Annotated in this window: 9 protein-coding genes; 4 read left to right on the top strand and 5 right to left on the bottom strand. The window is 61.9% G+C overall.

Annotated elements, in window-relative coordinates; translation table 11 throughout:
- Positions 1-7: 7 nt before the first annotated feature.
- The 3 genes from prfA to AB7813_RS17505 all read right to left on the bottom strand — a co-directional run bounded on the left by prfA (position 8) and on the right by AB7813_RS17505 (position 4,936).
- Positions 8-1,093 carry a peptide chain release factor 1 gene (gene prfA / locus AB7813_RS17515; RefSeq protein WP_089267722.1) on the bottom strand — a complete coding sequence of 362 codons (1,086 nt, stop codon included), beginning with the start codon at positions 1,091-1,093 and terminating at the stop codon, positions 8-10.
- 55 nt (positions 1,094-1,148) lie between these two features.
- Positions 1,149-3,416 carry a phosphoenolpyruvate--protein phosphotransferase gene (ptsP, locus tag AB7813_RS17510; protein ID WP_089267721.1) on the bottom strand — a complete coding sequence of 756 codons (2,268 nt, stop codon included), beginning with the start codon at positions 3,414-3,416 and terminating at the stop codon, positions 1,149-1,151.
- Positions 3,417-3,682: 266 nt separating this feature from the next.
- On the bottom strand, positions 3,683-4,936 hold the full coding sequence (locus AB7813_RS17505; protein ID WP_089267720.1) for an aspartate kinase: 1,254 nt from the start codon (positions 4,934-4,936) through the stop codon (positions 3,683-3,685).
- 155 nt (positions 4,937-5,091) lie between these two features.
- Between AB7813_RS17505 and AB7813_RS17500 the strand changes: the two genes are divergently transcribed.
- Together AB7813_RS17500 and ubiG are read left to right on the top strand one after the other, a co-directional pair.
- A complete protein-coding gene (locus AB7813_RS17500) occupies positions 5,092-5,559 on the top strand; it encodes a PH domain-containing protein (RefSeq protein WP_120287359.1) in 468 nt (155 codons plus the stop codon).
- A gap of 15 nt (positions 5,560-5,574) precedes the next feature.
- On the top strand, positions 5,575-6,333 hold the full coding sequence (gene ubiG, locus AB7813_RS17495; protein ID WP_439065181.1) for a bifunctional 2-polyprenyl-6-hydroxyphenol methylase/3-demethylubiquinol 3-O-methyltransferase UbiG: 759 nt from the start codon (positions 5,575-5,577) through the stop codon (positions 6,331-6,333).
- Between the two features lie 37 nt (positions 6,334-6,370).
- Here ubiG and AB7813_RS17490 read toward each other — a convergent pair whose 3' ends face one another.
- A complete protein-coding gene (locus tag AB7813_RS17490; protein ID WP_089267717.1) occupies positions 6,371-7,204 on the bottom strand; it encodes an MBL fold metallo-hydrolase in 834 nt (277 codons plus the stop codon).
- A 219-nt stretch (positions 7,205-7,423) separates the two neighbouring features.
- On the opposite strand from AB7813_RS17490, the gene AB7813_RS17485 reads away from it, so the two are divergent.
- Positions 7,424-8,347, top strand: coding sequence for a GAF domain-containing DNA-binding protein (locus tag AB7813_RS17485; RefSeq protein ID WP_320445733.1), 924 nt, complete (start codon positions 7,424-7,426; stop codon positions 8,345-8,347).
- 217 nt (positions 8,348-8,564) lie between these two features.
- Here AB7813_RS17485 and AB7813_RS17480 read toward each other — a convergent pair whose 3' ends face one another.
- Complete coding sequence (locus AB7813_RS17480; protein WP_320445732.1) at positions 8,565-8,735, bottom strand: hypothetical protein; 171 nt, start codon at positions 8,733-8,735, stop codon at positions 8,565-8,567.
- Here AB7813_RS17480 and AB7813_RS17475 point away from each other — a divergent pair.
- Entirely contained in the window at positions 8,719-14,778 is a 6,060-nt protein-coding gene (locus tag AB7813_RS17475; RefSeq protein ID WP_439083933.1) for an autotransporter-associated beta strand repeat-containing protein, read from the top strand. The genes AB7813_RS17480 and AB7813_RS17475 overlap by 17 nt on opposite strands.
- Positions 14,779-14,867 lie beyond the last annotated feature (89 nt).

Raw genomic sequence — 14,867 nt, 5'->3', positions numbered from 1 at the left:
CCGGCGCTCACGCCGCGTCGCCCTGGGCGGCGAGTTGTGCAGCCTGATGCTCTGTCGTCAGCGCATCGACCAGTTCGCCCAATGCTTCGCCGGCAATCACCTGCGGCAGCTTGTAGAGCGTGAGATTGATGCGGTGGTCGGTGACGCGGCCCTGCGGGAAATTATAGGTGCGGATGCGCTCCGAGCGGTCACCGGAGCCGACCTTCTCCTTGCGCTCGGCCGAGCGGGCGGAATCGATACGCTGCTGCTCGGCGTCATAGATACGCGAGCGCAGGATGTTCATCGCCGAAGCGCGGTTCTTATGTTGCGAGCGGCTGTCCTGCATCATCACCACGATGCCGGTCGGGATATGCGTGATGCGGATCGCTGATTCGGTCTTGTTGACGTGCTGGCCGCCGGCGCCCTGGGCGCGCATCGTGTCGATGCGCAGGTCGTCCTGCTTGATGTCGATATCTACTTCTTCGACTTCGGGCATGACAGCGACCGTTGCCGCCGACGTGTGAATGCGCCCCTGAGTTTCCGTATCGGGCACGCGCTGCACGCGGTGTACACCGGATTCGAATTTCAACTTGGCGAAAGCACCGCGGCCCTTCACCTCGGCGATGATTTCCTTGTAGCCACCCATGGTGCCTTCGGACGCCGAAATCACCTCGACCTTCCAGCCGGCCAGTGCCGCAAAACGCTCATACATCCGGTACAGGTCGCCGGCGAAGAGTGAAGCCTCGTCGCCGCCGGTGCCGGCACGGATTTCCAGCACCACGTTGCGCTCGTCCATCGCATCCTTCGGCAACAGCGCCACGCGGATTTCCTGCGCCAGCGCCTCGATGCGTTCTTCCAGCGCCGGGCGCTCGGCCTGCGCCATCTCGCGCATCTCCGCATCGGTCGAAGTATCGGCGATCATCGCATCGATATCTTTGAGCTCTGCAAGCGCACCGCGATAGGTCTTCACCGCGTCGATCAGCGGATTGAGCTCGGACAGCTCGCGCGTCATCTTCACATAATTCTCGGCGCTGACCTGACCCATCAGTTGTGCCTCGAGCGAGGCGTGATGTGCGAGGAGTACGTCGAGTTTGGTTTCGGGCAGCAGGGACATCGTGGAATCTCGGAGATCGCGGAAAGGGGAAGCGCGTCGTACGGGCAGAGCCTCGCTACAACGACAGTCCCTCGGCCTCAGCGAATTCGGTGAGCTTTTGCCGAATCGAGACGCTGCCCGAGGGGGCGTCGAGCAGTTGTGTCATCAGCGCCTCGGCCTTTTTGGCATCGAGGTCGAGAATCATTGCCTTCACGGGACCGTGTGCGGTGGCCGACAGCGACAGCGAGCGATAGCCCATGCCAATCAGCGCCAGAGCGCCGATCGGTTGCGAGGCCATCTCGCCGCACAGCGAGACGTGACGTTTGGCGGCGTCGCCCTTTTGCACGATCTCGCGCAGTACGCGCAGGATCGGCGCCGACAGCGTATCGAAGCGTTCCGACACCTTGGCATTGCCGCGGTCGACAGCGAACAGGAACTGGAACAGGTCGTTGGAGCCGACCGAGACGAAGTCGACCTTCTTCAGGAGTTCGTCGAGCTGATAGACCAGCGCAGGCACCTCGATCATGGTGCCGACATCGATTCGCTCGGGTAGGGCATGACCGTGCTGGCGCAAATAAGTCAGCTCGCGTTCGATGATCGCCTTGGCCTGATCGAATTCGGCCACTTCCGAAATCATCGGGAACATGATGCGCAGCGCGCGGCCGCCGCCGGCGCGCAGCAATGCGCGGATCTGGCCGCGCAGCAGGCCAGGCCGATCGAGGCCAAGACGGATCGCGCGCCAGCCCAGCGCCGGGTTCTCCTCGACGATGGTCTCCATGTAAGGGAGCGCCTTGTCGCCGCCGATATCGAGGGTACGGAACGTCACCGGCTTGGGGCCGGCAGCATCGAGCACCGCACGATACAGCGCCAGCTGATCGCTGGAGCGGGGCAGGCTTTCCCCGACCATGAATTGCAGTTCGGTGCGGAACAGGCCGATGCCCGCCGAGCCGGTATCGTCGATATGCGGCAGGTCGATGATCAGGCCGGCATTGATCAGCAGGTCGACCTTCTGGCCGTCCTTGGTGACGCAGGGAAGGTCGCGCAACGCTGAATACTGCGCCTGTCTCCGCGCGCGGAAACGCACGCGTTCGGCATAAGCGGATTCGATCTCGGCGGAGGGCCGAATATAGATCGAGCCCGAGGTGCCATCGACGATGACGGCGTCGCCTGGATCAGCAATGCCCGGCGCATTTGCGACTTCGCCGATCGCGGGAATGCCGAGCGCGCGCGCCACGATCGAGACATGCGAATTGGCCGTACCTTCCTCCAGCACCAGGCCACGCAGCTTCTTGCGATCGTAGTCGAGGAGGGCGGCTGGGCCCATCGCGCGTGCGATCAGGATCGCATTGTCCGGCATCTGTTCGCGCGACGGCGCGTGATCCTGGCCGACCAGCTGCCGCATCAGGCGGTGGCCGAGATCTTCAAGATCGTGCAACCGGTCGCGCAGATAGGGATCGGTGGAACGCAGCATGCGCGCACGTGTATCAGACTGCACGCGTTCGACGGCGGCTTCCGCAGTGAGGCCGGTGGCGACCGCTTCGTGCAGCTTGTGCGACCAGCCGTGGTCATTGGCGAACATGCGATAGGCTTCAAGCACATCGCGGTGCTCGCCGCCGTCGGCGACGTCGCCGCGTTCCAGCATGCGGTCGAGGTCCGACCGCAGCTTGGTCAGCGCGGTGTCCAGCCGTTTGATTTCCTTCGGCAGGTCTTCGGCGATGTAATTGGTGATGACGACGCGCGGCTCGTGCAGCACTACATGTCCGAGCGCGATACCATCGGAAAGGATAGCGCCGGTCTTGTGCAGGGAATGCCGCGCAGCGGGCTCGGCGCCCGGCTGCGCCAGCGCCGAAAGTTCGCCGGAGGCGATCATCTCGGCGAGCACCATCGCCGTTGTCTGCAGCGCCTCGACTTCTTCCTCGACATAAGTGCGCTTGGCGCGGTTCTGCACTACCAGCACGCCGAGCGTATTGCCGGCGCGCAGGATCGGCACGCCGAGGAACGAGTGATAGATTTCTTCGCCGGTCTCCGGGCGGAACGAGAACGCCGGATGGCTCTGCGCGTCGTTGAGATTGAGCGGTGTGGCTTCGGAGGCGACCAGACCGACCAGGCCCTCATGGGAGCTCAGCACGGTCTGGTGGACGGCGTCGCGGTTGAGGCCTTCGGTGGCGTAGAGCTCGAGTGTATTGTCGACGCGCAGCACGTATGTCGAGCAGACTTCCGCCACCATATTGGCGGCGATCAGCACCACGATCTTGTCGAGGCGTTCCTGAGCGCTGACCTGCTCCGCCATCACTTCGCGGAGCCGTCTCAGCAAGACTCGGGGGCCACCCGACGCGCTCCGCATGTGCCGACACCCTCCCCACGAGGCCGACACCTGACAAAAGCCGTGCGCCGACGCTAAGCCTCAGAAAACAATAGAATTTGCACCGCCGCGCAACAAGAGGCGCAGCGACAGAACCGTATCAGATTGTCCGAAACGGCGCCCTCAGCCGCAACGGCTGCCCATGCAGGCCGTATAGCGAATTGAGGCTTGTTTTGCCAAGCAAAACACCTGCCAGACAAGAAGCACACCGTTCACATCAAAATAACGGATGTTTCAGGAAAAATTTTCTACGCTTTGTCGAGACCATACAGCGTGTGCAGGGTGCGAACCGCCAGTTCCGTATAGGCTGTATCGATCAGGACCGAGAACTTGATCTCGGACGTGGTGATTGCCCGAATATTGATCTGGCGCTCGGAAAGGGCGGCAAAGGCTTGCGCGGCGACGCCGGCATGGCTGCGCATGCCAGATCCAATAACCGAGACCTTGGCGACATCGGTCGCGCTGTCGATGCGGGCATAGCCGATTTTGGCCTTGGCCGCCGTGATGGTCTCTTTGGCACGGGCATAGTCGGTGGCCGGGACGGTGAAGGTCAGGTCCGTGGTCTTGCCGTCTTCGGAGACGTTCTGGACGATCATGTCCACATTGATGTTGGCTTCGGCCAATGGCACGAAGATCGAGGCGGCGACGCCCGGCTTGTCCTCGATCTGGCGGACGGAAATCTGGGCCTCGTCCTTGGAAAAGGCGATTCCGGTAACGACGTGGCTTTCCATGATTTCCTCCTCGCTGCAGATCAGCGTGCCCGGCGGGGTGCCGTGCGGGTCGATGTCTTCGGGTTTGTCGAAACTTGAGCGCACGAAAATCGGCATATTGTGGGTCATGCCGAGTTCCACGGAGCGGACCTGCAGGACCTTGGCGCCCTGCGACGCTAGTTCCAGCATTTCCTCAAACGCCACCTTGTTCATGCGTTGTGCCTTTGGCACGACGCGCGGATCGGTGGTGTAGACGCCGTCCACGTCGGTATAGATGTCGCAGCGGTCAGCCTTGACGGCGGCGGCAATTGCCACTGCCGAGGTATCGGACCCGCCGCGGCCGAGTGTGGTGACGCGGCCGGTTTCGGCATGGATGCCCTGGAATCCGGCGATGACGGCCACTTCCTTGCGCTCCTTGAAGCGCTTGATGAGCTTGTCGCCGTCGATCTCGTCGATTCGGGCCGAGGCATGGGCGTCCGACGTCTTGATCGGGATCTGCCAGCCCTGCCAGGAGCGCGCCTGGATGCCGATGGTCTGCAGCGCGATCGCCAGCAGGCCGGCGGTCACGAGCTCACCGGACGCGACGATGGCGTCGTATTCTCGGGCGTCATGCATCGGCGACACTTCGGTGCACCAGGCCACCAGTTCGTTGGTTTTGCCCGACATCGCCGACACCACGACTGCGACCTCATGACCGGCATCGACCTCGCGTTTGACATGCTGCGCGACGTTGCGGATGCGGTCGATGTTGGCGACGGACGTACCGCCGAATTTCATTACGAGCCGGCCCATGACGAGTGGTGCATTCCCTGACGACAGTGGGTAAAGATACCGCGCACTACGCACGCGGGCGAAAACGCGCGTATACATAGCGGCGAGGGTGGGGGCAAGCAACCCGGGCTTCTGGTCCCTTAGAACGCACCGAGACAGGGCATTTTGGACGGTTTATGGGGCGCTATATCGACGATATCCTGCAGCCGGGCGAGAAGGTGCTGTATTCCAGCAACTTGCACTGGGTGGTCTATGTCCCGGCCATCGCGGCCTGGATTGTCTCCGCGGCTTTGCTGGTCCTGACGCGTTACGCGATCAACGAAACCCTTGTTCTGCTCTGCCTGGCATCTTCGGCCGTAGTGGCCTTCGCGGCGCTGTACTGGTCGATGAAGGGCTGGTTCCAGCGCTGGACGACCGAGACGGATGTCACCACGCTGCGGGTCGTGCACAAGGAAGGCTTCATCACGCGCAAGACTTTCGAGATCAGTATCGACAAGGTTGCGAGCGTCAGCGTCAATCAGAGCATTCTGGGACGCATCTTGAATTATGGTGACATCGCCATCGAGAACATGGGTGACGATGAAGAGGTCATCAAGATGATCGCGTCACCACTCGCATTTCGCAGCCACATCACAGCGCGATAGGACAACGGCTCCACAATGGCCATCCAAGCAAACTTCTCCGACGCTTCCGCATCCTCCGTCGATGCCAGCGAAGTCGCGAAATTCTCGAAGCTGTCGGAGGAGTGGTGGGATCCGCGCGGCAAGATGGCGCCGCTGCACAAGATCAACCCGCTGCGCCTGACCTATATTCGCGACGCCGCCTGCCGCAAGTTCGATCGTAATGTTCGTAGTCTCAATTGCCTGAGTGGCTTGCGCATGCTCGATATCGGTTGCGGGGCTGGTTTGCTGTGTGAGCCGTTCACGCGGCTCGGCGCACAGGTGATCGGTATCGATCCCTCCGCCACCAATATCGCCGCCGCTAAGTTGCACGCAGACAAAGGGCATCTGTCGATCGATTATCGTTGCACCACCGTCGAGGAGATGGACGTGCGTGAGCGCTTCGACATCGTGCTGGCGATGGAAGTGATCGAACACGTGGTCGATGTCGGCGCATTCCTCGATCGCTGCGCGTCGATGCTGAAGCCCGGTGGCCTGATGGTGGTCTCGACGCTAAACCGAAACTGGAAGAGCTTTGCACTCGGCATCGTCGCCGCCGAATATGTGCTGCGCTGGCTGCCACGTGGGACCCATCAGTGGGACAAGTTCGTCACGCCGGACGAACTCGCGCATCATCTGTCGCGCAACAAGTTGGAAATCACCGAACAATCTGGCGTGGTCTACAATCCGCTCGGTGACCGCTGGACGCTGTCGTCCGATATGGACGTGAACTATATGGTGGTCGCGGAAGAGGTGTAGCGTTTCAGCTTCTGCCTGCTTCAGCCTCGCCGGCGCGTCAAACCCCGTTGAGAATAATCACCGTCGGTGCCTTGGGCAGCGCATTGAGTGATATTGTCAGCGTTTGGGCGCTGCGCTGGTCGATTTCGAAATCTTTTCCGATCTTTGTCATGAAGTCGCTGAGCGGTGTCATGAAGCGATGCATGGGCAGCACCACCGAGGCGCGCAGCCGCTTGGTGATCTCGGATACGCCGTCGAGGGACATTGTGTAGCTGCCATCGATCGGCACCATCACGATGTCGAGCCGGCCGATCGCGGCGAAGTGGCTCTCGTCGAGCTTGTGATGCAGATGGCCGAGATGGCCGATGCACAGGCCGGCAACCTCGAAGATGAAGATCGAATTGCCGTCCTTCACCATCTCGCCGCCGGCGTCATCGCCATAGTAGCGGCGGATGTCCGTCGTGACGTTGCGGATCAGCACGTCGCCGATGCGCTCATGGATCTGCGCCGGCTGTCCACTCTCGCCCCACCCATGCAATACCGTCTTGATGCGCGGGTCGGGATACAGCGTGTAATGGGTGCTGTGGGCCCGGTTCATCGTCACCACATCCGGGATGCGATCGAGCTTGTAGATGCCGTTATAGTCGGTGGCGATGGTCACGCCGCCGGGTGTGTCGATGTAATAGGTGGAGTGCCCGGCATAGGTGATGGAGACTTCATCGGCCTTCGCAGCAGTCCGACGCAAACTGACTGGAATTGCGAGTGGTGGCCGTGTGGCCATTGCCAGACACTCACTGCCGCGCGGGGCATTTTGCGCGAGTGCTGGGGTAACAACCCAACTCATTGCCCAACAAGTCAGGGTACCGAGGACAACAGGCAGAAATCGCAGCATGATCCGGCAGTCTCCGAATGCGCTTTGCTTCAATGTATCGCCAAAAGCGGACGCTGCAATGCTGGTTGTGGCGCCGGAGACTGCCCAAGATCGCGGCGCATCGCACAGTGTGGATGCCCGGGTGCCGCGATGGAATAGTCGCCATTCTGCAGGGATTGACACGCTGCCGAAGGTAAGATGGTTGGGTAGGTCTTGTGATCACTACCGCGAGCATTGCAGTTGTCATCCGATTCAGCCCAGCCTTGGGAATTCGTTAGCCGCGATGATTGTGTTGCGGCGTCGCAATCCGACTGGGTGTTCGACACGGCGATGTTGCTGCTGACGCGGCCGCTTGATGCGGCGATTGCCGAGTTACTCCAAGTCATAGGCGCGGACGCCGAAGCAGATCGCGCATGGATGTTCGAATACGACGCCGACCATCTGCGCTTTCGCAACACCCATGAGTGGAGTCGCGGTGGGGTCGGATCCTTTGTGCAGGATCTGCAGCATGTGCCGGTCACCATGATCGGCTGGCTGCATCAACGGCTGGTCTTGGGGCAGGCTGTGATGGTCAATGACATCGAGGCACTGCCACGCAGCGCCGGTGCGTTGCGCGCTGAGTTTATCCGGCAGAACAACAAAAGCGTACTCAGCGTGCCGGTATTTCATGACGGTAGGCTCGTCGCCTGCATCGGTTTCGATGCGGTCGCAGCGCCGCGCCGGTGGTCAGATGAAATTGCTGATCTGTTTCGTTGTGCCGACCTCATCGCGGCGGCGCGCTATGGCCGGTCGCCGATCACCTCTGGTGGGGAAGATTCTCAGGCTGCGTATCCCGCACTGATCTACCTACGCCGCGCGCATGGCATTCTCGGCACGCCATTGACCGAAATCGTCGGCCTGCGCTCGTCGAAAGACTATACTGAGGTGTGGCTGGTGGATGGCGCGATGGTGCTCGATCCAAGGCCGCTGACACAGTGGCTGGGCCTGATCCCGCCGGGCTGGTTTGTGCGCATTCATCGTACGGCCGTCGTCAATCATCAGTTCGTGCGCGAGGTCGTGCGCCGGTCGAGCGGGGCATGGCAATTGCGCTTGCATGATTATGAAGACCATTGGCCGGTGTCGCGGGCTGGCCGAGCTGAGTTACGCGCGCATCTTGGCGTTTGAACGACACCAAGCGAGGTGAATGTGAGCACGTTAGCGACTCACATTCCGCGTGCCGATTGCTATCAATCGCGTGCTGATCACGACTTAACAAATCGTTAGCGACGTCAGTGTGTTGAGTATTTTTCGCGTTGTGTGTTGCTACGTTTCAACACGCGAAAAACCTGCAGGGCGTTCGTCGAACCTATAGGTCGATTCGGCGATCTTTGATTGCGACTCGTCATGCGATCGCGTGTCTCATGGAACTTCGCTCGCGTGGATCTGCGAGCTGGAGTTCGATCGTGAAGCTCCCGGTATTTTCAGTCGTCAGCGCTGCGTGCTGCAGCGGCTCGAGTACGAGCAGCGGCACCGGCGCGCGCCGTGCTAACACATTGATGTCGTCGACAGCCATGATGCTGTCGCTGTTGTCGCTTGCGGGTCCGGTGCTGATGGTCGCGGCGATTGCCTCGTCGCAAGCGGTTCATGCGCAGGCTTCGGGCGTCGGCGGAAATGGCGGAGCGCATGCATCCAGCAATCCCAAAGCGGGCGGAATAGGCGGTGTGATCGACCCCGCCAATGGAGGCGGCGGCGGCGGCGGTGGCGGCAGGAATGCCAAGAACGAGTCGCTGAAGAACGCTTATATCGGCAATGGCGGCAAGGGTGGCAGTGGTGCACATGCCAGTGGAGGGGGAGACGGCGGCCAGGGTGGAAACCTGGGCTTCAACGGCTCGCAACTCCTGGGCGGTCAAATCCAGGGAGGCGCGGGATCGCCCGGGAAGCGTCCCCAGCGGCTCAAGGGTGGAGATGGCAGCAACTGGTTTCACGGAATGGGCCATGACGGCGGCAGCGGCGGCGGTGGCGGCGGTGGCGGCACCGGCGCGATATTCAGCGGGTCGTTCGTTCCGGGCAACCAGTTCATTGCGGGCGGCGCAGGTGGCAGTGGCGGAGCCGCCGCCGATGGTGGCGATGGTGTTGTGGCGTATTACGGGACCTTCATGGCCCCCGGCTACGGCGGCGGCGGTGGAGGTGGGGGTGGGGGCGGCGGCGGCGGAATAGGCCTCTACGCATCCGGACAAACCCTGGAAACGCTCGCTCCCGCTATCAAAGGTGGTTCGGGCGGTTGGGGTGGCGCCGGCGGCAATGGAGGCACGGGCGCGCCGGATAGTATCGGTAACTATTGCCCGGGCGGACAGCCGCCCTGCATCACCACCGCGACCGACGGCGGCGTCGGCGGCGATGGCGGCAGTGGGGGCAATGGCGGCAATGGCGGCGCCGGCATTGTCGTCGAGAAGGCGCGCGTGACCGTCATTGGAAGCGGCGCCTCGGTGTTCGGCGGGACCGGCGGGACCGGCGGGGCGGGTGGATCGGGCGGCCAAGGCGTTTCCGGTGGCAATGGTGGCAATGGCGGCACTGGTGGTGCTGGCGGCACCGGCGTCGTGGTGGTGAGCCCGGGGACGGTGCGCGTCGACAATGGTGGACTGGTGCAGGGCGGCGATGCCGGGGCCGCTGGGCCCGCCGGCCCGGGCGGCGGCGGCTGGGAGCTCGGCAGTGGAAGCAGTGGTCACGCCGGTGCGAATGGAGCGGCGGGAGTCGCCATCCTTGGGCAGAGCGCCGGCATAACGGTCGTTGCGGCTGGGACGATCGAGGGCGGGCGAAACGTCGACGGATCGCGCGCTGCGGCGATTCTGTTCTCCGGCGGCGGCAACAGGCTGGAGTTATGGTCCGGCGCGAACATTACAGGCGATGTCGTCGTCGGCTCGGATGCGAGCAATCCCAATATCTTTGCGTTGGGTGGCAATCAGGACGCGACGTTCGATCTCTCCGGATTGGGCACGAAGTATCGGGGCTTTTCGGTGCTGGAAAAAAATGGCGACGCCGTCTGGACGCTTTCGGGGATATCGGCATCCTTCGCCGGCGATTTGCGCGCCAATGCCGGCAGCCTGGCCTTTGCTGGTGGCGCCAGACTGACGACGGCCAATGGCTATGTCGGCTATGACAGCGGCACCGATGCCAATGTCACCATCTCTGGCCCAGGCGCATCGTGGCTCAATACCAATCTGTTCGTCGGCTATCGCGGCACCGGCTCGTTGCTGATTGCTGATGGCATGCATGTGACTGCAGCCACCGCTTCAATTGGCAACGATGCGTCTTATGTCGCGCATGGCACGGTGAAGGTCGATGGCATCGGGTCGACGCTCGATGCCCAGACCCTGAAGATCGGCGCAGCGTCCGTCGGCGCGCTGACGGTGAGTAATGGGGGCGTTGCGAAAGCGCGTACGATTCAAGTAGGCGCCTCTGGTGTCAGCGGTGCGTTGAGTATCGGATCCGAGCCCGGGGCGGCGGCTCTGGCGCCTGGTGTTGTGACAGGCCCGGTTGAACTCGCACAAAGCGGCACGCTCAATTTCAACCATACGAGCGGCGACTATCTCTTCAATAATCTCATCACCGGCAATGGCGCGATCAATGTGCTGTCAGGCACCACGATCCTGTCCGGCCGCAGTGCTGCTTTCACGGGCACCACGGAAATCCTGAGCGCAACGCTTGGCGTGACCGGACAACTCGGCGGCACGGTTAATGTCGATGCGGGCGGACGCCTCACCGGCAATGGCTCCGTCGGAGCAACCACGGTGCTCAATGATGGCACGCTCGCGCCTGACGGCACGGGTCGTCTGACGGTGAACGGCAACCTGTCGATGCTCGCCGGCAGCGCCTTTGATTTCAACCTCGGCCATTTTTCGAACGGCGCAGCCTCGACGACGTCAGCGAGCGTCTTTGCAAATGGCGATGTTGCGCTCCACGACGTGACGTTCAATATCAGTGGTACGGGCGAGCCTGCGGTCGGTTACTATCGTATGATCAACTACACCGGCGGTTCGTCAATCTCCGGACTGACCATCGGCACGACGCCCCCGATCTCGGGACTGTTTCCCGTCACCTATTCGATCGACAGCTCGCGGCTGCATGTGGTCGATCTCATTGCTTCGCCCAACGGCACCGATATCCTTCAACGTTGGGATGATGCGTCGAGCGGCACCGCGGGTGGCAGCGGAACCTGGAATGCGCTCAACAACAATTGGTTTGATTTGGCCGGCGTTGCCAATACCCAGTGGGGATCCATTTATGGCGTCTTCAATGGCCCGGGCGGCACGGTCACGATAGATGGATCGCAGAAATTCTATGGACTGCAATTCGTCGGCGGTCTCTACAACCTTGTTCAAGGCACTGGCGAACTGCGGCCAACCGCGCTGGGCGGTTCGGACGGTATTGGTGAGCTGCGTGTTCTGTCCGGCGAGACGGCGACAATTTCGGCTCCGATTGTAGGCGCTGGTGGTGTGAACAAGACGGGTGGCGGCACGCTCGTGCTCGCCGGCACCAGTACCTATACTGGCGGCACGACCATCAGCGGAGGCTCGCTGCAGATTTCGTCGAATGCGAATCTCGGCGCTGCAACCGGCGGTCTCACCTTCGACAACGGCATCTTGCATACGACTGCAAACATCGCCTCAGCGCGGAACGTATCGTTACTCGGCATAGGCGAGATCGATACCGACGCCGCAACGGCGCTGGTGCTCACCGGTACGGTGTCCGGCACCGGCAGCTTGATCAAGGCCGGCGACGGCACTCTGATGTTGGCCAATACCAACAGCTGGACTGGCGGCATGCTACTCGAAGCTGGCACGCTGCAGCTTGGCGCTTCCGGTGCACTGCCCAACGACAGTGACGTGATCATCTATGGCGGCAAGCTCGATCTCAACGGTTACAATACCACGACGCATTCGCTGATCGGCTTCGGTGGTGAGATTGCGCTTGCAAGTGCACAACTGACGCTCAACCAGGCAAGCGATACGGTCATCGCAAGCACCATCACCGGTGTCGGCGGCAGCCTCGTGAAATCCGGCAGCGGCACGCTGCTGTTGTCTGGAGCGAATACTTACACGGGCGGCACGACAGTTTCCGGCGGCGCCGTTGCAGTTCTCGCGGACGCCAATCTCGGCACGGGCACGCTGACGCTCTCGGGTGGCACGCTGCTGACGCTGGCCGATATCACGTCCGTGCGAAGTATTGTGCTTTCCGGCAGCGGCACAATCGAGACGCTGTTCGGTACGACATTCACGACTACAGGAAGCGTCTCGGGCGCCGGCGCCTTGACCAAGGATGGCTGGGGCACGTTGGTTCTGGCAGGCATCAGCTCTTTCAGCGGCGGCACGACGATCAATGCCGGCACGCTGCAGATCGGCAATGGCGGCACCACCGGCACACTGTCCGGCAACGTCACGAACAATGGTATTCTGGCATTCAACCGATCCGATAATTTCTCCTATAATGACGTCATCTCCGGTCCCGGCGCTTTCATCCAGGTCGGGGCGGGCCTTACAGTGTTTAGCAATGATAACACCTACCGCGGTGGCACGTTGATCTCTGCCGGTATGCTGCAGCTCGGCACTGGCAGCACAGCGGGCTCTATCATTGGCGATGTCATCAATAATGGCACGTTCCAGATTTTCCGTTCCGATGTCTACACATTCGGTGGCACGATCACGGGAATCGGCATGTTCCGGCATGTCGGCACCGGCACGACGGTCCTGACGGCAGACAATACTTACAGCGGTGGTACGGAGATCACGCAGGGCATTCTGCAGATCGGTGATGGTGGTTTCACAGGATCGATCATCGGCAATGTCATAAACAATGGCGAACTTGTCGCGAAGCGCGACGGTCTGCTGACATTGGCGGGTGCCATCTCCGGCAGCGGTTCATTCACGCAGAGCGGCTTGGGCATTACGCGCCTCGACGGACTCAATAGCTATACGGGCGCCACCGCCGTCAAAGCCGGAACGCTCAGCGTCAACGGCTCGATCGCCGCATCGTCGCTGGTGAGCGTCGAACGCGGAGCGACGCTCGGCGGCAACGGCATCGTCAGCACCACACAGATCCAAGATGGCGGCATGCTGTCGCCCGGAAATTCGGTCGGGCTGCTGTCCGTACAAGGCAATCTGACGTTTGCCGCTGCTTCGAGCTACATGGTCGAGGTATCTGGCTCGGCGGCGGACCGGACCAATGTCACAGGCACCGCGTCGCTCAACAATGCTGGCGTTCGCGTCAGCTTCGATCCCGCGGCCTATGTACGTGAACGCTACACCATTTTGAATGCCCCAGGCGGCGGCATCGCAGGCAGGTTCAGCCCAAATATCGTCAGTGACGAGCCACCCTCGTTCATCACGACGCTGAGCTACGATGCTCAAAACGTCTATCTCAATGTTGATCTGAAGCTAACCGGTCTCAACATCAATCAGAACAATATCGCTTCGTCGCTGAATGCCTATTTCGGCAGCCATGGCGGCATCGCCTATGCGCTCGGCGCGATGGCGCCGGAAGATCTGACGCAATCGTCGGGCGAACTCTCGACCGGCGTGCAACAGAACACCGTGCAGGCCATGACGCAGTTCATGGGCGTGCTGACTGATCCCTTCGCTGCCAATCGCGGCCTCGCAACCGTGAACACAGCTTCGAATGCCTTCGCGGCGGCCGATCGTTCACCGACGCCCTGGCGCGACGCCTACGGTGCGATCACCAAAGCGCCACCTGTGGCGGTGAGCTTCGAAGCGCGCTGGAACGTCTGGGCTGCGGGCTTCGGTGGTGGTCAGGCGACCGACGGCAATACGGTCGTTGGTTCGCACAATAGCAGTAGCCGGATCGGCGGCATTGCCGTCGGTGCCGATACCTGGCTGTCGCCACAGACGCTTGCCGGCTTCGCCGTGGCTGGCGGCGGCACCAGCTTCGGCTTGTCGGATAATCTCGGTTCAGGACATTCGGACCTGTTCCAGATAGGTGGTTTCATCCGCCATCACCAAGGCCCCGCTTATATCACAGCTGCGCTCGCCTACGGATGGCAGAACGTCACTACGGAACGGCTAGTGACCATCGTCGATGTCGACCGGCTGCGCGCGAACTTCACCGCGCACGCTTTCTCGGCGCGCGCCGAAGCTGGCCATCGGAGCGTGCTGCCGTGGCTTGGCGGCGTGGGTTTGACGCCTTATGCCGCGGGCCAGGTTACGAATATCGACCTGCCAGCCTATGCAGAGACGCTTGTCTCCGGCGGCGATGATTTCGCGCTTAGTTACACCGGACGCAACGTCACTGCCACGCGTAGCGAACTTGGCCTCCGCACCGACAAATCCTTCGCTTTAGATCAGGCGTTGCTCACGCTGCGTGGGCGCGCCGCATGGGCGCATGACTTCAATCGCGATCGCGTCGCGCAGGCCTCGTTCCAGTCGCTGCCTAGCGCGAGCTTCATCGTGAACGGCGCGGCGATGGCACCCGATGCTGCGCTGACCAGCGCGAGTGCGGAGGTCATGCTCGGAAGCGGGCTGTCGGTCGCGGCGACCTATGAGGGTGAGTTCTCCAACCTCACCCGCAGCCATGCCGGCAAGGGCGTCGTGCGCTTGGTCTGGTAAGCCACGTCCGAGGCGGTCGCGATCGCATCGCAGGCATGGGCGCAGGCCGCTTGACCCTGCGGCGTGACGCAGTCAGGTTCCGCGCCATC

This window comes from Tardiphaga sp. 20_F10_N6_6, from assembly GCF_052076045.1.
In the GTDB taxonomy this organism is placed as follows: Bacteria; Pseudomonadota; Alphaproteobacteria; order Rhizobiales; family Xanthobacteraceae; genus Tardiphaga; species Tardiphaga robiniae.
The sequence above is the reverse complement of the archived record's forward strand: the minus strand, read 5'-3'. Positions and strand labels throughout refer to the sequence as shown.

Bases quoted from the DNA above. Each gene is read 5' to 3' on its own strand.
- prfA (WP_089267722.1), bottom strand. From the start codon at position 1,093: ATGTCCCTGCTGCCCGAAACCAAACTCGACGTACTCCTCGCACATCAC.
- ptsP (WP_089267721.1), bottom strand. From the start codon at position 3,416: ATGCGGAGCGCGTCGGGTGGCCCCCGAGTCTTGCTGAGACGGCTCCGC.
- AB7813_RS17505 (WP_089267720.1), bottom strand. From the start codon at position 4,936: ATGGGCCGGCTCGTAATGAAATTCGGCGGTACGTCCGTCGCCAACATC.
- AB7813_RS17500 (WP_120287359.1), top strand. From the start codon at position 5,092: ATGGGGCGCTATATCGACGATATCCTGCAGCCGGGCGAGAAGGTGCTG.
- ubiG (WP_439065181.1), top strand. From the start codon at position 5,575: ATGGCCATCCAAGCAAACTTCTCCGACGCTTCCGCATCCTCCGTCGAT.
- AB7813_RS17490 (WP_089267717.1), bottom strand. From the start codon at position 7,204: ATGCTGCGATTTCTGCCTGTTGTCCTCGGTACCCTGACTTGTTGGGCA.
- AB7813_RS17475 (WP_439083933.1), top strand. From the start codon at position 8,719: ATGTCGTCGACAGCCATGATGCTGTCGCTGTTGTCGCTTGCGGGTCCG.
- AB7813_RS17480 (WP_320445732.1), bottom strand. From the start codon at position 8,735: ATGGCTGTCGACGACATCAATGTGTTAGCACGGCGCGCGCCGGTGCCG.